The sequence below is a fragment of the Rothia koreensis genome, from assembly GCF_004136575.1.
Classification (GTDB): domain Bacteria; phylum Actinomycetota; class Actinomycetes; order Actinomycetales; family Micrococcaceae; genus Rothia; species Rothia koreensis.
In genome coordinates, this window is sequence record NZ_NOIQ01000001.1 from 735,479 (window position 1) to 761,919 (window position 26,441).

At 65.4% G+C, this 26,441-nt stretch carries 23 protein-coding genes; 7 read left to right on the top strand and 16 right to left on the bottom strand.

Annotated features, from left to right (window positions below; genetic code table 11):
* Position 1 precedes the first annotated feature (1 nt).
* Both ybeY and EWU68_RS03380 read right to left on the bottom strand, forming a co-directional pair.
* A complete protein-coding gene (ybeY, locus tag EWU68_RS03375) occupies positions 2–502 on the bottom strand; it encodes an rRNA maturation RNase YbeY (protein WP_129314530.1) in 501 nt (166 codons plus the stop codon).
* A 29-nt stretch (positions 503–531) separates the two neighbouring features.
* Positions 532–1,611 carry a PhoH family protein gene (locus EWU68_RS03380; RefSeq protein ID WP_238692301.1) on the bottom strand — a complete coding sequence of 360 codons (1,080 nt, stop codon included), beginning with the start codon at positions 1,609–1,611 and terminating at the stop codon, positions 532–534.
* Between the two features lie 227 nt (positions 1,612–1,838).
* Here EWU68_RS03380 and EWU68_RS03385 point away from each other — a divergent pair, with 227 nt between their 5' ends.
* Entirely contained in the window at positions 1,839–2,756 is a 918-nt protein-coding gene (locus tag EWU68_RS03385) for a GerMN domain-containing protein (protein ID WP_129314408.1), read from the top strand.
* 7 nt (positions 2,757–2,763) lie between these two features.
* Here EWU68_RS03385 and EWU68_RS03390 read toward each other — a convergent pair whose 3' ends face one another.
* The 3 genes from EWU68_RS03390 to hrcA all read right to left on the bottom strand — a co-directional run bounded on the left by EWU68_RS03390 (position 2,764) and on the right by hrcA (position 5,751).
* A complete protein-coding gene (locus EWU68_RS03390) occupies positions 2,764–3,531 on the bottom strand; it encodes a 16S rRNA (uracil(1498)-N(3))-methyltransferase (RefSeq protein ID WP_129314409.1) in 768 nt (255 codons plus the stop codon).
* Positions 3,532–3,540: 9 nt separating this feature from the next.
* The gene (gene dnaJ, locus EWU68_RS03395) at positions 3,541–4,671 is read right to left on the bottom strand and encodes a molecular chaperone DnaJ (protein WP_129314410.1); all 1,131 of its coding nucleotides are present in this window, start codon (positions 4,669–4,671) and stop codon (positions 3,541–3,543) included.
* Between the two features lie 66 nt (positions 4,672–4,737).
* Complete coding sequence (hrcA, locus tag EWU68_RS03400) at positions 4,738–5,751, bottom strand: heat-inducible transcriptional repressor HrcA (RefSeq protein ID WP_129314411.1); 1,014 nt, start codon at positions 5,749–5,751, stop codon at positions 4,738–4,740.
* Between the two features lie 202 nt (positions 5,752–5,953).
* On the opposite strand from hrcA, the gene EWU68_RS03405 reads away from it, so the two are divergent.
* Positions 5,954–6,817 carry a DUF3097 family protein gene (locus tag EWU68_RS03405; RefSeq protein WP_129314412.1) on the top strand — a complete coding sequence of 288 codons (864 nt, stop codon included), beginning with the start codon at positions 5,954–5,956 and terminating at the stop codon, positions 6,815–6,817.
* Between the two features lie 141 nt (positions 6,818–6,958).
* Positions 6,959–7,375, top strand: coding sequence for a DUF4870 domain-containing protein (locus EWU68_RS03410; RefSeq protein ID WP_238692278.1), 417 nt, complete (start codon positions 6,959–6,961; stop codon positions 7,373–7,375).
* A 33-nt stretch (positions 7,376–7,408) separates the two neighbouring features.
* On the opposite strand, the gene hemW is transcribed toward EWU68_RS03410, so the two are convergent.
* Positions 7,409–8,635 carry a radical SAM family heme chaperone HemW gene (gene hemW, locus EWU68_RS03415; RefSeq protein WP_129314413.1) on the bottom strand — a complete coding sequence of 409 codons (1,227 nt, stop codon included), beginning with the start codon at positions 8,633–8,635 and terminating at the stop codon, positions 7,409–7,411.
* Entirely contained in the window at positions 8,632–10,488 is a 1,857-nt protein-coding gene (lepA, locus tag EWU68_RS03420; protein WP_129314414.1) for a translation elongation factor 4, read from the bottom strand. The genes hemW and lepA overlap by 4 nt, the downstream gene beginning before the upstream one ends.
* Before the next feature lie 101 nt (positions 10,489–10,589).
* On the opposite strand from lepA, the gene EWU68_RS03425 reads away from it, so the two are divergent.
* Together EWU68_RS03425 and rpsT are read left to right on the top strand one after the other, a co-directional pair.
* Positions 10,590–11,120: a type II toxin-antitoxin system PemK/MazF family toxin gene (locus tag EWU68_RS03425; RefSeq protein WP_129314415.1), complete on the top strand. Its 531-nt coding sequence runs from the start codon at positions 10,590–10,592 to the stop codon at positions 11,118–11,120.
* Between the two features lie 219 nt (positions 11,121–11,339).
* Positions 11,340–11,603: a 30S ribosomal protein S20 gene (gene rpsT / locus EWU68_RS03430; RefSeq protein ID WP_129314416.1), complete on the top strand. Its 264-nt coding sequence runs from the start codon at positions 11,340–11,342 to the stop codon at positions 11,601–11,603.
* A gap of 95 nt (positions 11,604–11,698) precedes the next feature.
* Here rpsT and holA read toward each other — a convergent pair whose 3' ends face one another.
* From holA to leuS, 5 genes are all read right to left on the bottom strand, one after another.
* The gene (holA, locus tag EWU68_RS03435) at positions 11,699–12,709 is read right to left on the bottom strand and encodes a DNA polymerase III subunit delta (RefSeq protein WP_129314417.1); all 1,011 of its coding nucleotides are present in this window, start codon (positions 12,707–12,709) and stop codon (positions 11,699–11,701) included.
* The gene (locus tag EWU68_RS03440; RefSeq protein WP_129314418.1) at positions 12,678–14,378 is read right to left on the bottom strand and encodes a ComEC/Rec2 family competence protein; all 1,701 of its coding nucleotides are present in this window, start codon (positions 14,376–14,378) and stop codon (positions 12,678–12,680) included. Before EWU68_RS03440 ends, holA begins: the two co-directional genes overlap by 32 nt.
* Positions 14,375–15,322: a ComEA family DNA-binding protein gene (locus EWU68_RS13225; protein ID WP_238692279.1), complete on the bottom strand. Its 948-nt coding sequence runs from the start codon at positions 15,320–15,322 to the stop codon at positions 14,375–14,377. Before EWU68_RS13225 ends, EWU68_RS03440 begins: the two co-directional genes overlap by 4 nt.
* A 93-nt stretch (positions 15,323–15,415) precedes the next feature.
* The gene (locus EWU68_RS03450; RefSeq protein WP_129314419.1) at positions 15,416–16,366 is read right to left on the bottom strand and encodes a DegV family protein; all 951 of its coding nucleotides are present in this window, start codon (positions 16,364–16,366) and stop codon (positions 15,416–15,418) included.
* A 9-nt stretch (positions 16,367–16,375) separates the two neighbouring features.
* A complete protein-coding gene (leuS, locus tag EWU68_RS03455) occupies positions 16,376–18,880 on the bottom strand; it encodes a leucine--tRNA ligase (protein WP_420852867.1) in 2,505 nt (834 codons plus the stop codon).
* Positions 18,881–19,064: 184 nt separating this feature from the next.
* Between leuS and EWU68_RS03460 the strand changes: the two genes are divergently transcribed.
* Both EWU68_RS03460 and EWU68_RS03465 read left to right on the top strand, forming a co-directional pair.
* A complete protein-coding gene (locus EWU68_RS03460) occupies positions 19,065–20,063 on the top strand; it encodes an alpha/beta fold hydrolase (RefSeq protein WP_238692280.1) in 999 nt (332 codons plus the stop codon).
* Between the two features lie 26 nt (positions 20,064–20,089).
* Entirely contained in the window at positions 20,090–21,181 is a 1,092-nt protein-coding gene (locus EWU68_RS03465; protein ID WP_129314534.1) for a glycosyltransferase family 4 protein, read from the top strand.
* Between the two features lie 6 nt (positions 21,182–21,187).
* Here EWU68_RS03465 and EWU68_RS03470 read toward each other — a convergent pair whose 3' ends face one another.
* From EWU68_RS03470 to rpoZ, 4 genes are read right to left on the bottom strand one after another with little or no spacing between them, the layout of a single operon-like run.
* Positions 21,188–23,344 carry a primosomal protein N' family DNA-binding protein gene (locus EWU68_RS03470; RefSeq protein WP_162421353.1) on the bottom strand — a complete coding sequence of 719 codons (2,157 nt, stop codon included), beginning with the start codon at positions 23,342–23,344 and terminating at the stop codon, positions 21,188–21,190.
* Positions 23,345–23,346: 2 nt separating this feature from the next.
* Positions 23,347–24,549 carry a methionine adenosyltransferase gene (gene metK, locus EWU68_RS03475; RefSeq protein WP_129314422.1) on the bottom strand — a complete coding sequence of 401 codons (1,203 nt, stop codon included), beginning with the start codon at positions 24,547–24,549 and terminating at the stop codon, positions 23,347–23,349.
* A 4-nt stretch (positions 24,550–24,553) separates the two neighbouring features.
* Positions 24,554–25,843: a bifunctional phosphopantothenoylcysteine decarboxylase/phosphopantothenate--cysteine ligase CoaBC gene (coaBC, locus tag EWU68_RS03480; protein ID WP_129314423.1), complete on the bottom strand. Its 1,290-nt coding sequence runs from the start codon at positions 25,841–25,843 to the stop codon at positions 24,554–24,556.
* Positions 25,844–25,900: 57 nt separating this feature from the next.
* Complete coding sequence (rpoZ, locus tag EWU68_RS03485) at positions 25,901–26,320, bottom strand: DNA-directed RNA polymerase subunit omega (RefSeq protein ID WP_129314424.1); 420 nt, start codon at positions 26,318–26,320, stop codon at positions 25,901–25,903.
* Positions 26,321–26,441 lie beyond the last annotated feature (121 nt).

The following is a 26,441-nucleotide window of genomic DNA, read 5'->3' on the forward strand; positions in this document are numbered from 1 at the left end:
GTCAGTGCCTCGTTTCCACGGGTGCCGCGTGGCCCAGGAATTCTTCGAGGATCCCGCGCTGGAGAGCGAACATTTCTTTTTCCTCGTCACGGGTGCCGTGGTCGTAGCCCAGGCAGTGCAGGATACCGTGCACCGTGAGCAGGCACAGTTCGTCGGCCGTACTGTGGCCTGCGGCCTGTGCCTGGCGGGACGCGACCGTGGGGCACACCGCGATGTCGCCCAACGTGCCCTCGGCCGGTTGGTCCGGGGAACCGGGACGCATCTCGTCCATCGGGAAGGACATGACGTCCGTCGGCCCGGCCAGATCCATCCAACGGAGGTGGAGCTCTTCCATCTCTGCTTCCCCGACCAGGGCCACCGAAGCCTCGGTACGGGCAGACACGTGCAATGCGTCGAAGGCAAAAGCGACCAAGGCCCGCAATTGTGCAAGATCTGCCTCGGCGAAGGCGGTCTCCTCCGCCGGGGTCTCAGGTTCGGAGGCTTCTATCTCGACGAACGGCAACCTTTCCTCCGCGTCAGCTTGGTCGGCGTTCACTGCGCGTCTCCTTCCGGACGGTGATCCCGCTGCGAGTCCGTTCCGCGCCGCTCACGGCGGCCTCCCGACCGTCGGTGGGACACGGACTGCTGCTGATCCTCCCACTGCCCGTAAGCCGTCACGATGTCGCTCACGAGCTGGTGCCGAACGACGTCGACGGCCTCGAGCTGCGAGAAGTGGATGTCCTCGACGTCGTTCAGAATGTTGCGCACCTGCCGCAACCCCGACGCCGAACCGGTCGGCAAATCGACCTGGGTCACATCTCCGGTCACAACGATCTTGGAACCGAACCCCAGGCGCGTCAGGAACATCTTCATCTGCTCGGCCGTGGTGTTCTGGGCCTCGTCCAGGATCACGAACGCATCATTCAGGGTGCGACCACGCATGTACGCCAGGGGTGCCACCTCAATGGTTCCGGCCTCCATCAGGCGCGGGATGGATTCGGGTTCCATCATGTCGTGCAGCGCATCGTAGAGCGGCCGGAGGTAGGGGTCGATCTTCTCATTGAGACTGCCCGGCAGGAACCCGAGGTTCTCCCCCGCTTCCACGGCCGGACGGGTGAGGATGATGCGGTTGACTTCTTTCGACTGAAGGGCCTGCACGGCCTTGGCCATGGCCAAATACGTCTTGCCCGTGCCCGCAGGCCCGATGCCGAAGACGATGGTGTTCGAGTCGATGGCCTCGACGTACTTGGACTGGTTGAGGGTCTTCGGTCGGATCTTGCGTCCGCGAGAAGAAAGAATGTTCTGGGTCATGCTCGGAGAGGCCGCCGACATGTTCTTGATCAGCAAGTCCACCAGTCGTTTGACGACCTCAGCACTGATCACACCTTCCTGGGAGGACAGGACCTCCAATTCCTCGAAGAGTCGAATGACCAGGTCGACCTGCGCCGAGGGGCCGGTGACAACGACGTCGAGTTCCTTGGCCGCCACGGAGACCTCCGTGAAGGACTGCTCGATGATCAGCAACGACGAATCCTGCGGTCCGAGGACCTCCACCATCGACTCTCGGCTTCGGAACGTGTAACTCCTCGAAACGGACAGGGGGCGAGAAGAACCTGGTGTGGATGCTGTCATCAAATGCGGAATAACCTCTCCTTCAAAGGGTTGCGAACCCGCCGTGCTGGGGATCCGGTGATTGTTCCAGACTACCGGTCCCGAGTCAGGGTCACCACGAGTCTCCTCTGACAGCTGAGCGACGGGCTCGGAACACACCGAGGCCACCCGGATACCACCCGACACCGTAGACTGGACCCACGGACCCCGCGGCCCAGAGGCCGCGACCTGATCTGGAGGCCGAGGACATGATCTCACGCGCATGGCGCCCCGCCGCCGGGGTTGTCGCGGGCCTCTTCGTGCTCCCCAGTGTGCTGAGCGGTTGTGGTTTGCTCGATGCCGCGAACCAGGTGGGTGAGTCCGAAGAATCGGCGTCCCCGACCTCGGAGGCCTCGCCGTCGGCCCTCAAGGTTCCGCTGTACTGGATCGGCGCCACCGGCAAATCCTCGTTCCTCTACCGGGAATATCACGACTACAAGGCGGACGACGCCGCGTCGAGGGGCGACGTCGTGGCGACCGCGGTGTCCATGCTGACACGGGTCCAGCCTCGCGACCCCGACTACCACAACCCATGGAATCCCGCGGGCTCGGTCGGATCCTCCATGTCGAAGGACGGAACCCTGACGCTGAACCTGTCCTCCGACGCCTTCGACCACTCGATATCTGCCGACGAGGCCAACCTGGCCGTGCAGCAACTGGTGTACACCGCGACCGCCTCAGCCGCCGTGGGCGGAATCTCGGATGCCGGGCCCAGCACCAAGGTCATCGTGCTGGTCGACGGGCACCGCGGATACAAATTCGGAAATCAGACGCTGGGTCAGACCGTCGTCAGGGACGAAGCCGTCGCGGCCCCGCTGTGGATCATCGATCCGGAGCAGAATTCCGTATTCGGCACCACGACCACGGTCAAAATGGTGGCCACCAATGTGGCGTCCCGGGTCTACTGGGACATCCGCAAGAATGGTTCCGAAGTTGCGGCAGGATCGGAAGATCTCTCCGGCGACGACTCCGGGCTCCAGGAGATTCAGTTCAGCCGAAACCTGGCCGAGGGAGACTACACGATCCGCATCTACATCAAGACCGAGGACCTCAAGGACCCCGGGCTGGCCGTATCGGATCAGGAGGTCAGTCTCTACGACGACCACCAGTTCACGGTCAACAAGTAGACGGCTGTCACTGCCACAGGCCGGTCACGGCGTTGATCACCGCGATCGCCGCCGCCCCGGCCGTGGAGCTCCTCAGGACGTCGTGACCCAGAACTGCTGTTCGGGCACCGACGGATTCGAGGCTCCGAAGTTCTTCCGGACCGATTCCACCTTCCGGGCCGACGACGACGAACAAACGTCCGTCTCCTGAGAAGCCGCGCGAGACCTGCAGGTCGTCCAATACAGCGAGAAGACTCTGCCCGGCCTGCTCGTGGAGAACGATCATCGAGTCCTCGGGACCGACGGCCCGCGTCAACTGGGCGGTCGAGACCAGGTGGTCGACATCAGGTACCAGCGAACGCCGGGCCTGCTTCGCGGCGGCCTTCGTGGTCTTGGCCCATTTTGCGTGTGCCTTGGCGGCGCGGTCCTGTTTCCACCTCACGATGCTGCGGTCTGCCTGCCACGGGACAATGGCTCGGACGCCCAGCTCGGTCGCCATTTCCACGGCCATCAGATCCCGGTCGCCCTTGGCGAGGGCCTGTACGAGAATCACCGGACTCCGCGGGTCCCGTTCGGGTCCCTCCTCGACGGTGATCGCGAGTCCGTCCTGGAGGATCTCGCTCACGGTACCGACGATGCGCCGGCCCTCGCCGTCGACCAGGTCGAGGGCCTCGCCCGCCCCGAGTCGTTTGACCGTCTTGGCGTGATGGCCTTCGTCTCCCGTCAGCTCGAACCGGTCCCCCGGGGCCAAGGCCCCGAGGGACTCGGGATCGATGTAGAAAACCGGATGCGTCACGGCGTGCCTCTAGTCCTGGAAGCGGTCGCGCAGGCGGGAGAAGAACCCCTGGCCGGTGTTCTGCAGAGTCTCGCCGACGGCGTCGTCCTCCCCACGCAACTCGGCCAGCCGCTTCAGAAGCTCGCGCTGTTCGTCGTTCAACTTCGACGGGGTCTCGACGTCGAAGTGCACCACGACGTTGCCGCGGCCGTTGCCGCGCAACTTGGTCACGCCCAGGTCGCGGAGCGTAGTGGTCTGGCCGGTCTGCGTACCGGGCTTGACCGTGACGTCCTGAGGGCCGTCGAAGGTCTCGAGGCTGATGGTCGTGCCGAGGGCGGCCGCGGTCATGGGCACCGTCATCGTGGCGTGGAGGTCGTCGCCCTCGCGGGTGAAGGTTTCGTCCGGGTTGACCCGCAGTTCGACGTAGAGGTCGCCATTCGGCCCGCCACCCGTTCCGGCCTCGCCCTGGCCTCCCAGACGGATGCGGGTTCCGGTCGCGACGCCCGCCGGAATCTTGAGGGTCAGGGGCTTGCGCTGGCGAACGCGTCCCTCGCCGTAGCACTCGGGGCAAGGATGCTTGATGACGGTTCCGAAACCGCGGCAGCTCGGGCATTCGGCGGTGGTGACCACGTTGCCCAGAATGGACTGGACCTGGCGCTGAATGTGCCCCTGGCCGTGGCAGACGTCGCAGGTCTCGGGCTCGGTCCCCTTCTCGGTTCCCTGGCCCTCGCACAGCGTGCACGTCACGGCGGTGTCCACCGTGACCTCCTTCTCGGTTCCGAACACGGCATCGCGGAGGCTGACCCGAACGTTGATCAGTGCGTCCTGACCCTGACGGACCCTGCTCTCCGGTCCCCGGGCGCCGCCGGCGCCCTGGAAGAAGGTCTCGAAGATGTCCGAGAATCCGAATCCGCTGCCCGGGAATCCGCCGCCGAAGCCGGTATTGTTTCCGTTCTCGTTTCCGGTCGCGTCGTAGACGCGTCGCTTGTCCGGGTCGGAGAGAACGTCGTGGGCATGCGAGACCCGCTTGAATTCCTCAGCGGCCTCTGGCGAGGGGTTCACGTCCGGGTGGAGCGTTCTCGCCTTCTTGCGATACGCCTTTTTGATCTCTTCCGGGCTGGCGTCCCTGGAGACGCCGAGGGTCTGGTAGTGGTCGCTCACTGAACTTCCTTGATCTGCGGTGGGCACCGCGTGGGTTCCAATTCGTCAACGGCTGTACGTGCCGATTTATTCGTGCAGGATGCGGGAGAGGTACCGCGCGACGGCCCTCACCGCGGACATCGTTCCCGGATAATCCATGCGAGTCGGTCCGACGACGCCCAATTTCGAGGCAAGTTGCGGCCCGTACCCGGTGGCCACCACCGACGCGTCCGACAATGGGCTTTCAGCGTTTTCCCTCCCGATCCTCACGGAGACGCCACGGGCGTCGTCGTCGATCTCGGAGAGCAACCGCAACATCACGACCTGTTCTTCCAGGACATCGAGGATCGGGGCGATGTTGCGATTGAAGTCGTCGGTGGATTCGGCCAGATAGGAGGTGCCTGCCATGAGCAGCCTTTCCTCCTGTTCGTTCCGACCCAGGATAGTCACCATTCCGGCCAGGATCGCGGCGGATTTCTGGTGCATCGGCTCACATCTGGTCACGGCCGGGACCAGTGCTTCCTCGAGTTCGCCGACGGGTTGGTCCAGGATGGCGTCGAGGAACTGCGCGCGCATGGTCTTGAGCGTTTCCTCGGTCAGGTCCTCCGGGACCTCGACCACACGCTGCCCGACTCCGCCACGAGTGGTGATCATCACGACGAGAACGAATTTCGGCGCCATGGTCACCAGCTCCAGGTGACGAACGCGGGCACCGGTCCTGGTCGGATACTGGACGAGAGCAACTTGGCGGGTCAGCTGCGACAACAGCCTGACCGTCTTCTCCATCATCTGGTCGACGTCGTCGGAGGAATCCAGGAAGCTCGAGATCGCACGACGTTCCGCCACGGACAGCGGTTTGACCGACGCGATCTGGTCGACGAATGCCCGGTATCCCTTGTCGGTGGGGATCCTCCCGGCACTCGCATGGGGGGCCATGATCATGCCCGCTTCTTCCAGGGCTGCCATGTCATTGCGAACGGTAGCGCTGGAGACGCCGAGCCGATGCCGATCGACCAATGCTTTGGAGCCGACGGGCTCCCGCGAATGGACGTAGTCCTCGACGATCGCGCTCAGGACGTCGAGCCGGCGCGGCTGATTCACGGTCTCTCTCCCTACTGGCTCGTCCTGGTCATGGTGGCGGAGGGCCATGTGCACTGGCACTCTCCGCGCTCGACTGCTAAGTCTACGCCGCGAAACCGCCGTCGGAAAACGCTTCCGGCGTGCTCAGCTCTCGGCGGAGCGACTATATTGGGTCGGTACCCATGTCCTCGATCCAGGACCGTCATCACACAAGGAGAAGCGCATGGACCGCTACGGATGGGGGCCCCAGGACCTCGGCAGCGCGGGGTTGAGCCACCGTCCCCCTGAGCCGCGGGATCTCGAGGTCAGGCAGGGAATGGTCATCGAAGAGGTCCAATCCGGCTGGGTGGGTGCGGCAGTGTCCCTGCAGTCCGTGGGCGGTCAGCGCGTCGTCGGCCTCGAGGACCGGCACGGCGCCGTACGGTCCTTTCCGCTCGGTGACGGCTTCCTGTATGAAGGCGAGCCGGTGCGTCTGGTGGTCCCGCGGCCGAAGAAGACGACGACGCCGGGGCGCACCCGGTCCGGTTCGGTGGCGGTGCCCGGGGCCAAAGCCCGTACGGCTCGGGCTTCCCGCATGCTGGTCGAGGGACTCCACGACGCCGAGCTGATCGAGAAGGTCTGGGGAGACGATCTCAGGATCGAAGGCATCGTCGTCGAGCCCATGCACGGCCTGGACCACGTCGAAGAAATCATCGAAGAATTCGCGCCCTCCCCTCAAAGACGCCTCGGTATCCTGGCAGACCATCTGGTCGAGGGAAGCAAGGAGTCGCGGTTGGCCGACCAAGCCATGAAACTGGCCGGGGCCCAGGGGAATGTGCTGTTCGTGGGGCATCCCTACGTGGACGTGTGGGAATCGGTCAAGCCCAAGGCGGTGGGACTGCGCGAGTGGCCGTCCGTGCCTCGCGGCGAAGACTGGAAGACCGGAATCCTGCGTCGCATCGGTTGGCCCCACGAGACACCTGCACAGCGGGCCAGAGCGTGGAAAAAGATCCTCGCGAGCGTGAACACCTACGCCGACCTCGATCCGGGGATCCTGGGGCCGGTCGAGCACATCATCGACTTCCTGACGGCGGCGCCCGAGCATTGAGGCGCCGAGGTCCCCTTGGCCCGGAAACGACTTCCGTGACATTGTTTGGGGGAATGCATCCCCTTTTGCGGCGACCAGCCGGTAATATTTGAGTGCGTGTCCCCGACACGCATGTATCTGCCCGAAAGACAAGGCGAGGTTTTGACGATCACTTCCACTGATAAGAAGCCACCGTTCGAGGGTGTGTCCGCGAACCCGGAGCCCCTGAGCGTCAAGGATGACCGCTCGATGGCCACGATGGCCCATTTCGGCGGGGTCATCGGGTGCATTCCGGCCGCCATCATCTACTCGACGTTGCGCACCCGCGGCCGTTTCACGGCCCAGGAAGCGCGCGAGGCACTGAACTTCACGTTGCTGCCGTCGGTGATCATCGTTGTCAGTGTCGGGCTGTCGGTCCTGCCCGGCATCGGCTGGATCTTCGGCCTGATCGCCGCGCTCGTCTGGGTCTACCTCGCCGTGTTCTCGCTCATCGCGGGCATCCGGGTCAACAGGGGGAACCCCTACCAGTACAAGTACAACACGCGCACCTTCGACTGGTTCTCGCACCGGAGGCGCTGACAGGCCGGTGCCCCGCCGGGGCACCGAGACCTTTCATGCAGTGAGCTCTCGGACCACGGCGTCGCCCAACAGACGGCCCTCGAGGGTGAGGCGCACGACGTCGTCATTGAGCGCCTGCGGGTCGATCAGACCCTGTTGCGCGAGCCAAGGCGTCCTGTCTCTGCCCTCAGCTCTCAACCGGTTCAGGGGCAGGCCGTCCCGAATCCTGGCAGCCAGCATGACGTCCTCCATGTAGCGCGTGTCCTCGTCGAGAATCTCTCGGGCCGCAGCCGGCGAGGACCGATCACGCAGACGCTGCGCGTACGGCACGGGATGCTTGACATTCCACCACCGGGTCCCGTTGACGTGGGAGTGTGCGCCCGGCCCGATACCCCACCAGTCCTGGTTGTGCCAGTACGCGAGGTTGTGGGCGGAACGTTTCTCCACGGACGCAGCCCAGTTCGAGACCTCGTACCAGCCGTAACCGGCCTCCTCGAACAGGCGGCTGGCCAAGAGGTACATGTCGGCCTGCTGGTCGTCGTCGACCGGGGTGTGGACGCCGCGCGCTATCTGTGCAGCCAGCTTGGTCCCGGGCTCCACGATGAGTGAATAAGCGGAAATGTGATCCGGCCGGTAACTGATCGCCGCTTCGACCGACGTCTGCCATTCGTCGAGGGTCTCGCCCGGGGCACCGGAAATCAGATCCACGGAGACCTCGAGGCCGATCTCACGGGCCCAGCCGACGACCTTGGGCACGTTCGCCGGCTCGTGAGTCCGTTCCAGAACTTCGAGGACACGGGGAACGGCCGACTGCATCCCGAAGGAGACCCTGGTGAATCCCGCCTCCTTGAGCGCAACGAGATCCTCGCGCTCCACCGAGTCCGGGTTGGCTTCCGTGGTGACCTCGGCGCCCGGTTCCAGTCCGAAGATTTCGATGGCCGTGCCCAGGATCCGCACCAGGTCGTCGGTGGGGATCCGTGTGGGCGTGCCTCCTCCGAAAAAGGCCGAGTGCAGCGGCCGGGCTGGCAAGCCCGATTCCTTGAGCACCTTCTCGGCGAAGCGCAATTCCGCGAGGGCATCCCTCACATAGGTGAGGCGCCCGACGTCGTCGCCGAAGTCTTCCTTGGCGTACGTGTTGAAGTCGCAGTATCCGCAGCGCACGGAACAGTAGGGCACATGGACGTACAGACTGAGGGACCGGCCGTCGGCTCCCTCCAGAACGGAGGCGGGCAACCGCCCGTCGCGGGGTGCGGGGTCTCCCGTGGGTTGGGCCGGGCTCACTTCTTCGCTTTGTCCTTGGTCTCCTCCGAGGAGCTCAGAGCGGCCACGAATGCTTCCTGCGGCACGTCGACCCGTCCGATCGTCTTCATTCGCTTCTTGCCCTCCTTCTGCTTCTCGAGGAGTTTGCGCTTGCGGGAGATGTCGCCGCCGTAGCACTTGGACAAGACGTCCTTGCGGATGGCCCGGATGTTCTCGCGTGCAATGATGCGGGATCCGATGGCCGCCTGGATCGGGACCTCAAATTGCTGCCGAGGAATGAGTTCCTTGAGCTTCGAGGCCATGGAGGTGCCGTAGGCGTACGCCTTGTCCCGGTGCGTGATCGCCGAGAAAGCGTCCACGCGTGCTCCCTGGAGGAGAATGTCGACTTTGACGAGGTCCGATTCCTGCTGCCCGTCGAGCTTCCAGTCCAGGGAGGCGTAGCCGCGAGTCTTGGACTTGAGCTGATCGAAGAAGTCGAACACGATCTCCGCCAACGGAAGCCGATACCGCAGTTCGACGCGCTCCTGCGAAAGATAGTCCATGCCGCCGATCTGACCGCGGCGGGACTGGCACAGTTCCATGATGGCTCCGACGAATTCGCTGGGGGCGATGATCGTGATGGCCACCATGGGTTCCGCGATGGTTTCGAGTTTGCCTTCGGGGAATTCGCTGGGGCTCGTGACCCGCATGGACGAACCGTCCTCCGCGACGACGTCGTAAATGACGTTCGGGGCGGTAGAGATGAGGTCGAGGTTGAATTCCCTCTCCAGCCGCTCGCGCACGATCTCCAGGTGGAGCAGGCCCAGAAAACCGCAACGGAACCCGAATCCGAGCGCACCGGAGGTCTCGGGCTCGTACATGAGGGCGGCGTCGTTGAGCTTGAGCTTGTCCAAAGCATCACGCAGCACGGGATAATCGGACCCATCGATCGGGAACAGCCCCGAGAACACCATGGGTTTGGGGTCCTCGTAGCCACCGAGCGGCTCATCGGCCGGCTTCTTCCCGTCCGTGACGGTGTCCCCGACTCGGGACTGCCGAACGTCCTTCACACCCGTGATCAGATACCCGACCTCCCCCACACCGAGGCCGTCGGTGGCCTTCGGCTCGGGAGATATCACGCCGATCTCCAGAAGTTCGTGTTCGGCACCCGTGGACATCATGGCGATCCGTTGCCTCGGGTTCAGCTTGCCGTCGACCACGCGGACGTAGGTCACCACACCGCGGTAGGAGTCGTACACGGAATCGAAGATCATCGCTCGGGCCGGTGCGTCCGCGTCGCCTTCGGGGGCAGGAATCTCCCGAACGATTCGGTCCAGGAGTTCCTCCACGCCTTCACCGGTCTTGCCGGAGACCCTCAGGACGTCCTCGGGCTCGCCGCCGATCAGGTTGGCGATTTCCTCGGCGTACTTGTCCGGCTGGGCCGCGGGCAGATCGATCTTGTTCAGCACGGGGATGATGACCAGATCGCTCTCCATGGCCAGATACAGGTTGGCCAACGTCTGGGCCTCGATTCCCTGTGCAGCGTCCACGAGAAGGAGGGCGCCTTCGCACGCGTCGAGGGAACGGGATACCTCGTAGGTGAAGTCCACGTGGCCCGGCGTGTCGATCATGTTCAACGCGTAGGAGGTGCCGTCGACCTCCCAGGGCATGCGCACGGCCTGAGACTTGATGGTGATGCCGCGTTCGCGCTCGATGTCCATGCGGTCCAGGTACTGCGCCTTCATCTCCCGCGGGGTCAGGACACCGGTGGCTTGGAGCATCCTGTCGGCGAGGGTCGACTTGCCGTGGTCGATGTGGGCGATGATGCAGAAGTTGCGCAGAATCGCCGGATCGGTTGTGGCGGGCCGTGGGGCCTGACTCGCCTGAGGTGCCACGGATGTCTTCCTTTCCTGGATGGACGCACACGGGTGCAGGTTGTATCCCAGTTTCCCATGTTTTCGCGCGGGGTGCGAAGTTCTCCCCTAAGCTTGGGGGCATGAATGTCGACGCGAACACGATCAGCCGTATTTTCAGGCTGACCAGGAAGGTCTTTCGTCAGGTCAGGAAGGCGCAGAACCCATCCGGACGTCCCGGACACAGCGGCGGCCCGCGAGGTAACCGGCGTGGGGCCGCGCAGGGATACAACGGTGACTACACGGGTCGGGTCAGCGCGACCTACTCCCCCAACCCGGATGGTCGGCCCGATCCAGGAGAGATCGTGTGGACGTGGGTCCCCTTCGAAGAGGATTACTCGAAAGGCAAGGACCGGCCCGTGCTGCTCGTCGGTCGCGACGGTGACGACCTCCTTGCCCTGATGCTGACGAGCAAGGACCACAACAACCCGGCCCACCATGATGAACGGTACATGGATATCGGAACCGGACCTTGGGACCGCCAGGGCCGCCCCTCGGAGGTCAACGTGGACCGGGTCATCCGGGTCCAGGCCGAGAACGTCCGTCGCGAGGGCGCGACCCTCGACCGTCGACGGTTCGACGACGTCGTCGGGCGCCTGAACTCCCGCCGGTAGCGTGCGTATCGAATACTGTGGGTGACGCCCGCGGGGTGGCATACGTCATCGCGTGTCCGCTCTGGCTCGGTCCGCGAGCCTCTGATAAACTCGACAGCTGTGTGTCCGATGGTCATCGGGCACTGCGGGCCGGATTGCCATAGGCATCCCCACGCCGCTCAGTCAAGATCCGGCTCGTTTGCCCTCACTGACCTATTAGACAAAACAGAAAGTTTTTAAGTGGCTAACATCAAGTCTCAGAAAAAGCGCGTCCTGACCAACGAGAAGGCACGCCTCCGCAACAACGCCTACAAGTCGGAGCTGCGGACTGCCGTTCGCAAGGTCAACACCGCTGTGCAGGCCGGCAACAAGGAAGAGGCCGACCAGGCCCTTCGTCTTGCCAGCAAGAAGTTCGACAAGGCTGTGAGCAAGGGTGTTCTGCACAAGAACAACGCTGCGAACAAGAAGTCGGGCCTCAGCAAGCGGGTCAACGCTCTGTCTTAGTCTGCAGCTAGAGAAGTGAGCCGAAGGGCCCCTCCGTTCTCGGAGGGGCCCTTCGTTGTCTCACGCGGGGTTCGTCGGTTTCTCCCGATCCGCCCCTACCTGCGGGATCCGGCGGTGGAAAGATTCAGAACCGCACGTTCCAAGGCATAGACGGGATCCTGCGCCTCTCCTTTGACCTGGGCGTCTGCCGTGGCGAGACCGCGGATGACGTGGCTCAGTGACTCGGAACTGAACCTCCTCGCGTCCCGTTGGGCCTGTTCGACCTGCCACGGGGCCATGCCCAACGATTTCGCCAGAGAATTCGGGTTCTCCCGCCGCCCATGGACCTGGGCGATGTGTCTGACGCGCACCGCGAGGGCCCCGACCAGCGGAACGGGGTCTACCCCGGAGTCCAGGGCCTGCCTCAGTGCCCGGAGCGCAAATCCGCTGTTGCCGCCGACCGCGGCATCCGCAACCTTGAACGCGGTGACCTCGACCCGTCCGCCATAGTACTTTTCGACAACCTGGTCGGTGATCGTGGCCGGGCCATCGGCGATCAACTGGTGGCAGGCGGCCGCAAGTTCGGAGACGTCGCTCCCGGCGGCAGCGATCAGCATGCGGGCGGCATCCGGTTCGATGCGCCTCTGCTCGACCCGGAATGTTTGGTGAACGAAGTCCGTCTTGTCCCGATCCGTTTTGAGAGGCTTGCACTCGACCACCGGGTGCCCTTGCTTCTTCACGGAGTCGATGAGCCTCTTGCCGCGATTTCCGCCACCGTGGTGCAGGATCACGACCGATTCCGGATCCGAGGCTTCCACGTAGGGTACTGCCTCCGCCAGAAAGTCGTCATTCATTTTCTCGACCTCGGAGACGACGACCACCCGTGCGTCTCCGAACAAGGACGGGCTGGTGGCCATCGCCAACGAGCCCGAAGAGTAGTCCTTGGCCGACATCTCGTGAACTTCGACGTCACCACGCGATGCCCGGACCTCGGCCACGATGCGCCGTCGCGCTTGGGCGGCGAAATACTCCTCGGGGCCGTAGAGCAGGATCACGGGCCCGGGCTCGACGTCACGCCACGTGGGTCCCGTGGATTCACGATTGCTTCGGCGAGGTGGCACTGGCATCTCCGGAGGATAGGAACGGTGGAGCGAAACGGACCGATCGGTCACACATCTGAGGCGAGTCGGCGGCCCGGATCGTTTCCATACTATGGCTTCGGGCCGGGTCCAGACGAACAATGATGAGGGCGGAAACTGTGCTGAGCAGCGTGGCGATCGCGACGGGTGCGAGTCCCCCAAGGGCGGGGATGCGAGCCCCAGGCCACCGCGCCACGACCTCTGCTACGCTCTCAATCCAGCCAGCACCCCATCCCGCGCACATCGTCGCGGCGTCGGCCACTAGGGGCAACGGTGTGGCAAGCATCCCGACGATCGCGCAGACCGTGGCGACCGGAACCACGGGTGCGACCGCCACGTTGGCCGCAACCGAATACCCGCTCCAGAACCCACTGACCCACAAGAGAACCGGCGTGCACCACAGGGTCGCCACGATTGTCATGGCCACCACGTCCGCGATGATCTCGGGCAGGACCACGGACAGAATCCTCTGCGCCGAAGGCCCTTGGAGCAGGATTCCGGCGGTGGCCAGAACCGAGAGAATGAACCCCACATTGCCCGCCATCGAGGCATCCGCGCACAGCAATGCGATGATGCTGAACCAGAGAGTCGCACTCGCCGTTCGCCCCCGCCCGAGAACCATCGCAGTTCCGCTCAAAAGTCCCATGGATGTGGCTCGCAGAACGGACGGTTCCGGTCCCACGAGTGCTGCGTAACCACCGACGACGACGACGCCCACCGCGAGCGTCACAGCACGCGGACAGCGTGTCCAGCGCAGTGATTGCACGCCGAGAAGGAACACGAGTGCCACGTTGGATCCGCTGACCGCCGTCAGATGGGTCAGGCCCGCTGTTCTGAGCGCTTCCTTGGCTCCCGCCGAGAGGGCGGAATCTTCGCCGTAGGCCATCCCCGTGACGAGGGCTGCGGTATCCGGTGTCAGCAGGCGGTAGGTTCTAGCGGACATCGTGTCCCGCATTCTTGCTCTCCACCACTGATCCGGACGGGTCCGGGAGTCGTTTCCGGCGGGAGACGTGAGCTGTGCAGAGACAATCCGGAGGTCAGGAGGCCCTGCGTCGTGTCGGAGCGGTATGGCCGTGACCTGGTAGGTGCCCGGCTGAGGCCCACCCATCGCTTCCTGTACACGACCCGTCCCGAACCTCGCGGTATCTCTGTTTGCGTGCGGAGCCCCTTCTCCCCCGGATCTCGCGGATGTCGGCCACCACGTGGTTACCCTCACAGATCCGGAGACCCTTTCGCCCCCTGATTCGATGGCGACCACGCGGGCGTTCACCCCTGGAGCGTGGTCGTACCGTGCCACTCTGGCGCGCTGGTCCGGCTCAACGACGAGGTCCAACCGGGCCGTAGTTGTTGCCTCGGCGGCGACTCGGAGCGCGCGGTGAAGGTCCGAAGCAGGCGGAAGCGTGAACCAGAGGACTGAACCTGCCGCCACGCACATCGTCGACATGGTGGCCAGGCATCCGGACAGGACCTGAGCGCGTGCCCACCCGCGGCTGGCTGTCAGGGCCGCGGCCCCGGCTCCGGCGGCTCCCAGGATCCAGAACATCACGACGACGGGAAACTGATGTCCCGATCCCGTCACGCCGACCCAGGCCGCCGCGCACCACGAGGCGGCCGCGGCAGGCAGCAACCGGAGGTCCAGCACTCCACCCGGCCTCATACCGTGACCAGGGGTTCCAGCGACGCCAAGAGTGTCGGCCCTATCCCGGGCACGGCGTCCAAATCCGAGACGGATCGGAACGGCCCGGACTGATTTCGCCAGTCCACGATGCGCTGAGCCAGTTTCGGACCGACCTTGGGCAGCGTCTGGAGTTCCTCGACGCTGGCCGTGTTCAGGTTGACCTTGCCGTGCGACGTCGCGCCGGGAGCCCCGCTCGACGCAGACGCCCCCGGACCGGGCGCGGTACCCGTCCCCGAGGCCCGAGCGGATTCGGCTTCGGCATGGGTCGGGACGCGAATTTGTTGCCCCCGAGAAACCGTCTCCGCGAGATTCATGGCGTCCAGGTCCGCGTCGCCGGACGGACCGCCCGCTGCCCGGAGGGCATCATCGACGAGAGCGCCCTCCGGCACGTGCACCAGCCCCGGCCGGTTCACGGCACCGATGACATGCACGACAACGTCGCCCTCCCCGTCGCGCTCCGCGCCCTCCCCAGCCCCTCCGGTCCGGCCTGCGTCCGAGCCATGGGACCGATCCGGTGCCGCGCCGGTCGCAGCGGTCGAGGCCCCGGGGTTCCAGGGCACCGGCGTGCCGGAAACCATGACCTTCGCGTCCTCGAAGGACGTGTCACGCGGGCTCACGACACAGGAAACGAGGAGACCGAGGGCCGCCAGACACACCAGGCCGAGCACCGCTCGCGGCGACACGAACCACCGGACGCCGCCGGTATTCCTCGACGCGTCCAGGTCGGTGCCCGGTGCGTCCCGCGGCGAGGCCTCTTCCGCGACGCCGTCGGTTTCGCGTGCCCTGGCACGGGCCATCATCGCTTCGAGTCTCTCTCGTGCTTCGGGCCTTCCGACGCGACGGGCCGTGTGGACGCGGCGCCGACGGACCGAGCCACCGGGTCTGGATGTCCGGGAAGGGTCCACGTGTCCTTGCTGTTGCATGCCGGCATCGTAGGTACACGTTGGGCTCCCGGACGCAGGCGCTTGACGCCATTGTCCCGGAATTGTGGAGGGGCCCGATGGTTTGTTGCCGGCTCAGCGCTCTGTGGAGGACAATCCGGGCACCCAGCGGGACGGAACGCTGACGGCACAGACGGGACCGAGACCCGTGTGCACAGCCAAAACCGGTGGGATGTTCGAGCGAAGAATCTGAATCGACTCCCCGAACTCACTGCGCAGCCTCTCGACCAGCAGGTCGGCCAGGCTGCCACCATAGAAATCCTGCAGGGCGACGACGGCCCGGCCATCACCACGGCTCGACAGGTCGGCGTCCTTCGCCACCGCGGTCGAAGCATCCTCGATCACGAGCTCGATGAGTCTCTTGACCGCCGCTGTTTCCTGGCGGGGCCGCTCAAGGTACTTGAGCTTCCCGTCCGCGATGGTCGCGATCGGGCGAATGCTGAACATCTGCCCGACCATGGCGAGGCTCTTCGGGATTCGCCCGCTCCTGGCGAGGGCATCGAGTCGTGGAACGTAGAAGATGAGTCGGGCAGACTGCGCGGCCTCGATCGCGGCCCGTTGGACCTCGTCCGGCCCGCCGCCGGCCCGTGCGGCGTCCAGGGCCGCAGCCACGGCGAATCCTTGCCCCATGGCCGCGCTGCGGGAATCGACCACGCGCACGGATACGGGCGCCTGACGAGCACTTCCACGAGCCGAGTCGACGGTCCCCGACAGTTCCCCCGAGAGATGGATCGAGACGATGTGTTCGTACCCGTCCGCGGCGAGCGCCTCGTACACGGAGGCGAAGGCACCCGGAGAGGGTCGCGACGTCGTCATGCGCCGGCCCTCGGCCGTGGCGACCACCAGGCGTTCCTGGACGCCGGGGTCGTCATTGTTCGTGTAGATCTGGCTGTCGATCATCAGCGGCAGCGAGATCCGTGCGAACCCACCGTCCTCGGCCCAGCGCTCGGTCACAGACGGATCGAGCCCCGCCGCCGAGTCCGTCACCACGGCGACCCGGCAGCGGGGCTCGATTCCGGTATTCATCGTTTCAGCCTAGACCACGATGTTCACGAGTTTCGGCTCGCGCACGATGACCTTGCGAATCGGCGCTTCGCCGATGTGCTTCCGGACCGCGTCGTCCTCGAGGGCCAGGCGCTCGAGTTCTTCGGCGTCGATATTCTTGGACACCTCGAGGCGGGCGCGAACCTTCCCCTTGATCTGGACCACGGCCGTGACCGTGTCCTCCACCAGGAGCATCGGGTCGACGGTCGGCCAACCGGCCGTCAGGACCGGGGTGTCGTGGCCCAGCTCGTGCCAGAGATCTTCCGCGGTGTACGGAGCGTAGAGCGAGAGCAGGACAGCCACGGCCTCGCTCGCTTCCCGGACTGCAGGATCGGAGGTGCCTGGTCCCGAATCGATCGCCTTGCGGGTCGCGTTGACCAGTTCCATGGTCTTGGCCACGACGACGTTGAACTTGTGCGCATCCACCGCCTGCTCGGCCTCGTGGATGGTCTTGTGGGTGACTCGGCGCAGTGCCTCGTCCCCGCCGTCCGCGGCTGTGTCCGGATCGGACGAAACGTCCTGTCCGAGCCGCCAGGCGCGGGCCAGGAACTTGCCGGCGCCCCCGGGAGAGACGTCTGCCCAGTCGACGTCGTCCTCGGGCGGGGACGCGAAGACCATGGTGGTGCGGACCGCGTCCACCCCGTACTCGTTGAGCTGCTGGCCGAGATCCACCCCGTTGCCGAGGGACTTGGACATGGCCTTGCCCTGGTTGAGCACCTGGCCCTGGTTCAGCAGGGCACGGAACGGTTCGTCGTAGTCCAGGTACCCCAGGTCGCGAATGACCTTGACGAAGAACCTGGAGTAGAGCAGGTGAAGGATCGCGTGCTCGACGCCGCCCACGTACTGGTCGACCGGCTCCCACCGGCGAAGTGCATCGGGGTCGAAGGCGCCTGTCTCGAGATCAGGCGACACGAAGCGGAGGAAGTACCAGGAAGAGTCCACGAAGGTGTCCATCGTGTCCGTGTCGCGCTGTGCGGGTCCCGAGCAGTTCGGGCATTCGACGTTGACCCAGTCCTTGGCCGCGGCCAGAGGCGACTGCCCCTTGGGCGCCAGGTCCTCGCCCTTGAGATCGGACGGAAGCCGCACCGGCAGTTGGTCTTCAGGGACCGGGACCTCACCGCACTGGGCGCAATGGATGATCGGGATGGGCGCGCCCCAGAATCGCTGGCGAGAGAGCAACCAGTCGCGGAGCCGGAAGATGGTCTGGCCCTCGCCGTGCCCCTTCTCCTCGAGAAGAGCGATGGCCCGGGATATGGCTTCTTCCTTGCCCAATCCGTTCAGGGGCCCCGAGTTGACCAGCGTCCCGGCGCCGATCGTGGCCTCTCCCGTGTCCGCCGGGTCGCCTTCCCCTGTGTCCACCACGACCCGCACGGGCAGGTCGAAGGCTCGGGCGAAGTCCAGGTCGCGCTGATCGTGGGCGGGTACCGCCATGATGGCGCCCGTACCGTAGTCGGCGAGCACGTAGTCGGCGGCCCAGATCGGCAGTTCCTCGCCGGTCAGCGGGTTCACCGCGGTGCGGCCGAGGAAGACCCCGGTCTTGGGGCGATCGCTCGACTGACGCTCGATGTCGGAGAAGGCCTTGACCTCTTCCCTGTACGCATCCAGAGCCTCGGCCTGCTCCTCCGCGACCAAGTCCAGAGCGAGCTCGGAATCCGCGGCCACCACGAAGAACGTATTGCCGTACAGGGTGTCGGGACGGGTCGTGAAGACCGAGAGTTCGTCGGCGGGCTTACCGCCACCCGCGTTGATCGTGAAGCGAACCTGGGCGCCCTCGGAGCGGCCGATCCAGTTGCGCTGCATGGCCAGCACCCGATCCGGCCAGTGGCCCTCGAGCTGTTCCATGTCGTCCAGGAGCTGGTCGGCGTACTCGGTGATCCTGAAGTACCACTGGTTCAGGGACTTCTTCGTCACCTGCGTCCCGCAACGCTCGCAGGCCCCGTTGACCACCTGCTCGTTGGCGAGCACCGTCTGGTCCTTGGGGCACCAATTGACCGGCGAATCCTTCCGGTAGGCCAAGCCCTTGGAGTAGAACTGCTGGAACAACCATTGGGTCCACCGGTAGTACTCGGGGTCCGAGGTGTGCAGCCGTCGGGACCAGTCCACCGCGATCCCGTACCGCTTGAACGACGCCGCCTGCGTCTCGATGTTCTTGTAGGTCCACTCCGCCGGGTGAGTGTTGTTCTTGATGGCCGCGTTCTCCGCGGGGAGGCCGAAGGAGTCCCATCCGATCGGGTGCAGGACGTCGTAACCCTTCTGCATCCAGAAGCGGCTGACCACGTCACCCATCGCGAAGGCCTCCGCGTGCCCCATGTGAAGATCTCCCGAAGGGTACGGGAACATGTCCAGGACGTATCGGCGTTCCTTGGAACCGTCGTCGAGCGGGGCGAAGACATTCTCGCGCTCCCAATAGTCCGCCCACGTGGCTTCCATCGAGGCGAAATCGTAGGATTTCTCCTCGGCGTCTCGTGAGGGATTCTCTCCAACCGTCTGCGGCACAGTGTTTCCTTTGCGCTTGTCTGTGGTGAAAGTCCGTGGTCCGGGCACGCTCCCGCCTGGACATCTCATCAGGGTTGCTCACAGTCTAACGTGTCGGCGCGTCCCCGCCCGATTCGCTTGTAAGGTGATGACCGGTTGCCCGTGCCTACGGCGGGCACCGTTTCCCTACCCCAGGAGCCCCAGCGTGCCACGTTCCCGGAGAATTCCTCAGACCCCGGCGCCCTCGCGTCCCACGACAGTCTTCGAGAAGACACCCGTCGGCGGGCTTTTTCCCCACGAGGCGGAATTCGCGAGCAACGGCGCCCGCGTGCGCTACTGGACCTACACGGGGCGTGATTCCCGGGACGAGGACGCCGTGATGTTGCTGGTCCACGGATTCCGCGGAGACCACCACGGCCTCGCCCTGATCGCCGAGGCTCTGGCCTCGCGGTGGGACGTCGTGGTCCCGGACCTTCCCGGGTTCGGAAAATCCGAGCCCCTCACGACACGTGAACACGATGTCGCGGCCTACGCCGACGTCGTCTCCGACCTTGTGCAGCTGATCGGCAGTCGCCCGGTCGTGCTGGTCGGACATTCCTTCGGGTCCGTGGTTGCCGCCGCCGTCGCCGCCCAACGCCCAGCCCCCGTGGCCGGTCTGGCCCTGATCAATCCGATCTGCGAACCCGCGCTGGAATCCTCCGCACGGATCCCTTCCCTGGCCGCGGCCGCGTTCTACCGCGTGTGCGCTGCCCTCCCCGGCCGGTGGGGCAACGCGCTCGTCAGATCGTCCGTCGTGACCCGGATTTCCTCGTTGCTCATGATGAAGACCAAGGACCCGGAGTTGCGGCGCTTCATCAACGGCCAGCACGATGCCTATTTCGGCAGCTTCGCATCCCGCACCGTGGTGCTCGAGGCCTACAGGGCATCGATCCGGGACACCGTTCGGGACTCCGCCCCGCGAGTCGCCGTGCCGACCCTCCTGGTGGCTGCCGAAAAGGACGATCTCGGGTCCATTCCCGGTCAGGAAAGTCTCGCCCAGACGTTCCCGAACGCCCGGCTTGAGGTGATCCCTGACGTCGGCCATCTCATTCACTACGAGACGCCGCGCAGGGCGGCGGCGATGATCGACGGATTCGCCGACGAGCTGGAACTCGCCCAGAACGGCTCGTCCCCGACCACGCGGAGACCGGAGGCCGCACGATGACGCACCAGAATCCCGGCCGCGCAGGTTTGCGCCTGCTCGTGGACGCCCGCTACGTTCGCCCCGTCCACGACGGAATCAGCAGGTACACGGCGAGCCTTCTGCACAGCCTCGCTCGCTGCATCGAGTCGGGCGAGTATCCGGGCCTCGCGGTCGCGATGCTCGTGAGTGACGACGCCCAACTCGACCAGTTGCCGCCCCTTCCGAGCGTGCGCGGTTACTCGCCCACCGGCCCCCTGGAACCACTCAGCGCGCTCGCCGTCAACCGGTTCCGGCCCGACGTCGTCTTCTCTCCGATGCAGACGATGGGGTCGTGGGGCCGAAAGTACAAGCTGATCCTGACCCTGCACGACCTCATCTACTACGACCACCCGGAACCACCCGGTTTCCTTCCGGCGCCCGTGCGTATCGGCTGGCGCTTGTTCCACCGGTCCTACCTGCCCCAGCGGCTGCTCCTCAACCGGGCCGACGCCGTGGCGACCGTGAGCAGGACGACGGCATCACTCATCCGAGAGCACGACCTCACGACCCGCCCGGTCACCGTGATCCCCAACGCTCCGCCGAGAGGGATCGGCGTCACCCGGGAGCAGGCCCTCGACCGAGCTGCACACCGGCGCAAGAGCCTCGTCTACATGGGTTCCGCGATGCCGTACAAGGGAGTCGACCTGCTGATCCGCGGCATCGAGCACCTCCCCGACTATGAGCTCCATCTGCTCTCGAGGTACGACCCGCGCCGGAAGGAAGAGCTCCGGGCGATCGTGCCCCAGGGGGCCTCGGTGACCTTCCACGACGGCGTCACGGACGAAGACTACCGGCGTCTCCTCGGGACCTGCACCGCCCTGGTGACGGCCAGTTCGGCGGAAGGCTACGGGCTGCCCCTCGCGGAGGCCGCGGCGGAAGGAACCGCCCGCATCGTCTCCGACATCCCGATTTTCCGCGAAATAGCCCCGAACGCGGCTCACATCGATTTCTCACACCCCGGAGAATTCGCGGAGGCCGTTCGGAACCTCGAAGACCCGGACACCTACCGAGCGGCGGCTCTAGGCGCGCTCGACGACGCCGCACGATACAGCTGGGACGACTCGGCACGGGAACTCATCGGACTCGCCCAGTCGCTCTGAACTGCGTCAGAGCACATCCAATGCATCGCATCGGATCTGGACGGGCTCGTATTTTCTGGACGCGGAAAATGCCGCCCGGGTTCCGCGAAGGAGCTCCGTGACCCGTGGGGCCAGTCCGTAGGACATGAAGATGATCGCTCGGTATTCGTCGTCCTCGTCGTCGCCGCTCGTCGGAACGGGATCGATCAGGCGCAGTGCGGGAGCCTCGCCCACATCCGACAGGTTCAGGGAACGGACGAATTCTTCGACGGCGACCCTCGGCCCCGTGATCGCCGCCGTCCTCACCGCGGGCGGAAGACCCAACTCCTGCCTCTCCGCCATTTCCCGGGCGGCAAAACCCGCGGGATCCCACCGGACGAGAGCCCCGAGTGCAGCCGAGTCCTCGGCCGTGCAGATCACCTGACCGCCCGAATCCCGGTCGGCCACGAGCGCGCTCGCGTTCATCCACCGCCGCAGAACCTGCTCGGAAACCCGCAGGGAATCGCGCGCGAGCATCCGGTCCCCGTCCAGCAAGAGCGCCGCCCGATAGCCGCCCTGGGCACGCGGTTCCGCACCGGACGTGGCCACGACCAGGGCGGGACGATCACTGACCGAGGCCTTGATGTTCTCGCCGCTCGAATTGACCACCGGAACCTGGGGGAAAGCGCGTCCCAGTTCTTCGGCGGTGCGCAACGCCCCCACCGTGGTGAGCCGCCAGGAATCGTTGCCGCATTCCGAACAGGCCCATTGCGAAACCCCCCGATGGCACCAGCGGCACACCGCCTGGGACCGCGAATCCTTGTGAAGACTGAGGGGGCCCATGCAGTGGGGGCAGCGGGCCGAGGCGCGGCATCTCTGGCACGCGAGAGTCGGGGCGTATCCAGTGCGCGCGACTTGGACCAGTACCGGGCCCGATTGCAGCGCTTCCCGAGCCACCTGATACGCGAGATGCGGAATCCTGGCGATGGCGGCCATCGGGTCCCGTTCACGGGTGAAGCTGTCCGACGTGGCACGGATCAGCGGGGAATTCTTGCGGAGCGCCTCGCGGCTGGGGGCCACGGCTCGGGCCCACCGGGTGTGGACGAGCCGCTGCGCCTCCGGGGTCACGGCGTGACCCATGAATATCGCGGAGCATTCCTGGAGCTGCGACCTGAGCAGCAGGACGTCGCGCGCGTGGCAGTACGGTGCCTGCCGCTCGATGAGGTTCTCGTCGCCGTCGTCGAAGCAGGCGACGAGCCCAAGATTCGGGACCGGTGCGAAGGCCGCCGAGCGGGTTCCGATGACCACCCAGGCCTGCCCGGACAGTCCCCTCAAGAAGGATCCGTAACGGGCGGCGAGTCCGGCGCTGTTGCTCAGCCGCGCGATCCGGTCCGCGTCAAGATACCGGTTCATCGCCGCTTCGAGCCGGTCCAGGGCCGGATTGTCGGGGACGACGACGACCGCCCGCTTCCCGCCGGAAACCGTTGCGGCACACGCGCGGGCCATCAGGGTGGCCCAATCCTGCTCCGCCGACGGCGCGACGGAGACGACGCGTCTCACGATCGGCCCCGCGGGGTCGCTCTGGAGTCGGAGTGTCTCGGGCCCTCCGTCGTAGAGTTCCCAACCGTCCGACTGTTCTTCGCCCTCGGGCGACCATGAGGGATCCGGGATGGGGGTCGGCTCGGGGACGGATTGCTCCTGCGCCGGTGCCCCGTCCTCCTTCGGAGCCTCTGCGGCCCGGCCCAGGCCCAGGACGTCGCGCTCGTACTGTTTCTCGGCGCGTGCGGCGCGCGGCGGCACCGCCAGCCTCAGGACGTCGGAATTGAGCCCGGCGTACCGCGCGGCGACCGCCTGGGCCAGGGACCAGATTTCCGGTGCCAGAGCGCGCACGGGTGAGACGACCCCGCGAAGAGGCTGCAATTGGACGGGAGATTCGGTGCGGTCCACCCGTTCGACGAGCCAGGCAACGGTCTCTCGACCGTGAAAGGCAACGCGCACCCGCGCCCCCGGGCGTGCGGATTCTCCCAGATGCGCGGGAACGGAGTAGTCGAAGAGACGATCCAGGTGAGGAACCCGGGTATCGATCGCGACCCGGGCCACGGGCTTGTCCTCGGCGACGGGCACCGCACCGAGCTGGTCGGCGTCCTTCTCACGCGGTTCCCATCCTTCCAGCCCCGGAAGGACGCCGTCGGGATGGTCGGTCATGACTACAGGGCGGCCCGCAGGGCCTCGGCCCGGTCGGTCCGCTCCCACGTGAATTCGGGCTCGTCACGACCGAAGTGGCCGTGGGCCGCGGTCTTGGCGTAGATCGGACGACGCAAATACAGGTCGTTGATGATGGCCAGTGGCCGGAGGTCGAAGACCTCGTTGATGGCCTTCTCGATGCGAACCGGGTCCTCGTGGTGGGTACCGAAGGTTTCCACGTAGAGGCCGACGGGACGTGCGCGCCCGATCGCGTAGGCGACCTGGACTTCCGCGCGGTCCGCGAGACCGGCCGCGACCACGTTCTTGGCGATCCAGCGCATCGCGTAGGCGGCCGATCGGTCGACCTTGGACGGGTCCTTGCCGGAGAACGCCCCACCACCGTGTCGCGACATGCCGCCGTAGGTGTCCACGATGATCTTGCGTCCGGTCAATCCAGCGTCACCCACCGGTCCGCCCTGGACGAACTGGCCCGCGGGATTCACGATGAAGTCGGCGGACCGCGTGTCCAGGTCGAGATCCTCGAGCACCGGGTCAATCACGAACCGCTGGACCTCCTGCTGGAGGTCCTTGAGCGCGTATTTTTCGTCGTGCTGCGTCGAGAGAACCACGGTGTCCACCGAGACCGGCGTGTGGCCGTCGTATCCGAGTGTCACCTGGGTCTTGCCATCGGGTCGCAGACCCGGCAGGACACCGTCCTTGCGGATTTTGGTGAGTCGTTCCGACAGGCGATGCGCGATCCAGATGGGTGCCGGCATCAGGGCTTCGGTCTCATTCGTCGCGTAGCCGAACATGATGCCCTGGTCTCCCGCGCCCTGGCGGTCCAGTTCGTCTTCGGCGACGCCGGTCCGTTGTTCCAGGGACGTGTACACGCCGGAGTTGATGTCGGGCGACTGCTCCCCGATCGATACAGACACTCCGCAGAAATCGCCGTCGAATCCTCGCGTCGAGTTGTCGTAACCGATGTCCAGGATGGTGTCACGCACGATCTTCGGGATTTCGACGTACGCCGTGGTGGTGACCTCGCCCGCGACCATGACCTGACCGGTGGTCACCATGGTTTCGACGGCGACGTTCGCCAACGGGTCACTGGCCAGCAATGCGTCCAGGATCGAGTCGGAAATCTGGTCGCAGATCTTGTCCGGATGGCCCTCGGTCACAGATTCTGAAGTGAACAGGCGAAGATGCTGATGGTCGTTGGAAGTCACTCGGCTACTCTACTCGTTCGATACTCTCGTTGGACGACTGCGGCGGAATGTTGAAGTGTGACGCGATACGTGTCATCAGGCGACGCGCGAGGTCCGCTTTGGTGCCTCTGACTTCGGATTCCTCACCGGGTTCGGCACCACGGGTCAGCAGTGTGGCCGCGGTCCGGTCCTTCCCGAACACGAGGTCCGTACCGACCTCGTTGACGACCAATACATCGCAACCCTTGGACTCGAGTTTCAGCCGCCCGAGTTCGGCCACGGACTGCTCCGGCGACCCGGTCTCGGCGGCGAACCCGACCAGGAACGCCTGGTGCTTCCCCTCGGATTTCTTCCTCACCAAGGTCTTGAGAATGTCCGGGTTGCGCACCAAATCGATCGTGGGTGCGTCCTGGGCCTCGGGATCCTTCTTGATCTTGGTTTCCGACAGATCACGGGGGCGGAAGTCAGCGACGGCGGCCGTCATGACCACGACATCAGCGCGGTCCTCGATCGCGGCCCTTTCCGTGGCCTCAAGGAGCTCCAAGGCCGACGACACACGAGAAATCCGCAGCTTCTCCGTCTCGTCCGGGTCCGGAACCTCCGTGTGGGCGAGAATCAGGTGGACGTCCGCTCCGCGGTCCGCCGCGGCCAGTGCGATGGCGAGGCCCTGTTTCCCCGAGGAACGGTTTCCCAGGTAGCGCACCGGGTCCAGGGCTTCGCGCGTTCCGCCGGCCGTGACCACAATTTTCTTGCCCGTAAGGTCCGCCGGTTCCGTCTCGTTCTCACGGTGGTCCGCGTGGGCCGCCATGGCTCGACGATGGATTTCGGCGGGCTCGGGCAGACGCCCCGCCCCGCTGTCTCGGCCCGTGAGCCGGCCGACGGCTGGTTCGATCACGGTGTACCCGTAGTCGCGCAGCAGGCCGACATTCCTGACGGTCGCCGGGTTCTCCCACATCTGGGTATGCATCGCAGGAGCGAAGACCACGGGACAGCGCGCGGTCAGGATGGTCGCGGTCAGCAAATCATCCGCCCGGCCGGAGGCGACCCTGGCCATGAGGTCGGCGGTCGCTGGGGCGACGACGATCATGTCAGCCTCTTCGCCCTGGCGCACGTGATTGACCGACTCGACGTCCTCGAACACGGTGGTCCGCACGGGCGATCCGGACAGGGCCTCCCACGTGGGGGCGCCCACGAACTCGAGGGCGGACCGTGTGGGCATGGCCACGACGTCGTGACCGTCCTCGCTGAACAAACGCAGAAGCATCGCGGCCTTGTAGGCCGCGATGCCTCCACCAATTCCCAAAATTACTCGCACGGCCCCAGTCTAACGGTCAGACGGGAACCACGCGGTCACCACGGGTGACGCTGTGGATTACTCGGCGTCGTCCTCCGACGTGGCGGACTCCTCCGATGCGTTCGAGCTGAACTCGACGAACGGGTCCGAGGCCTCGCCCTCGGTCGCGAAAATGTCCGAGCCGAAGAAATTGGCGACGGGCTCGTCGTCGTGGATCAACTGGCCGTTCTCGTTGTACCGGCCGCCTTCGACCTGGTGGGCCTCGAGGACATCCTCTTCGATCTCACGCATGGCAATCGACAGGGACTTCTCGTTCACCGCGGTGTCCACGAGCGGCCCGACGTGCTCAAAGAGCCCTTCCTGGAGCTGGGCATAGTACGCATTGATCTGACGGGCCCGGCGGGCGCCGAAGATGACCAGGCCGTACTTGGAATCGGTCTTCTCGAGGAGCGAATCCACCGAGGGATCGATGATGCCTTCGTGTTCGGAAAGTGCCAAGAAATTCTCCCGTGACGTTGATTGAATACCGCCGGCTCTGCAAGCCAGGCGTTCTTCCGGTGCTCACGCTCAATGGAGCCACCGGGCAAAACTAATACACCATGGTACAGCCGAGGACGGG

What these genes read in the sequence shown, in the direction of transcription:
- EWU68_RS03380 (WP_238692301.1), bottom strand. Translation starts at nt 1,611, where the DNA reads ATGACAGCATCCACACCAGGTTCTTCTCGCCCCCTGTCCGTTTCGAGG.
- EWU68_RS03385 (WP_129314408.1), top strand. Translation starts at nt 1,839, where the DNA reads ATGATCTCACGCGCATGGCGCCCCGCCGCCGGGGTTGTCGCGGGCCTC.
- EWU68_RS03405 (WP_129314412.1), top strand. Translation starts at nt 5,954, where the DNA reads ATGGACCGCTACGGATGGGGGCCCCAGGACCTCGGCAGCGCGGGGTTG.
- EWU68_RS03425 (WP_129314415.1), top strand. Translation starts at nt 10,590, where the DNA reads ATGAATGTCGACGCGAACACGATCAGCCGTATTTTCAGGCTGACCAGG.
- holA (WP_129314417.1), bottom strand. Translation starts at nt 12,709, where the DNA reads ATGCCAGTGCCACCTCGCCGAAGCAATCGTGAATCCACGGGACCCACG.
- EWU68_RS03440 (WP_129314418.1), bottom strand. Translation starts at nt 14,378, where the DNA reads ATGAGGCCGGGTGGAGTGCTGGACCTCCGGTTGCTGCCTGCCGCGGCC.
- EWU68_RS13225 (WP_238692279.1), bottom strand. Translation starts at nt 15,322, where the DNA reads ATGCAACAGCAAGGACACGTGGACCCTTCCCGGACATCCAGACCCGGT.
- EWU68_RS03450 (WP_129314419.1), bottom strand. Translation starts at nt 16,366, where the DNA reads ATGAATACCGGAATCGAGCCCCGCTGCCGGGTCGCCGTGGTGACGGAC.
- EWU68_RS03470 (WP_162421353.1), bottom strand. Translation starts at nt 23,344, where the DNA reads ATGACCGACCATCCCGACGGCGTCCTTCCGGGGCTGGAAGGATGGGAA.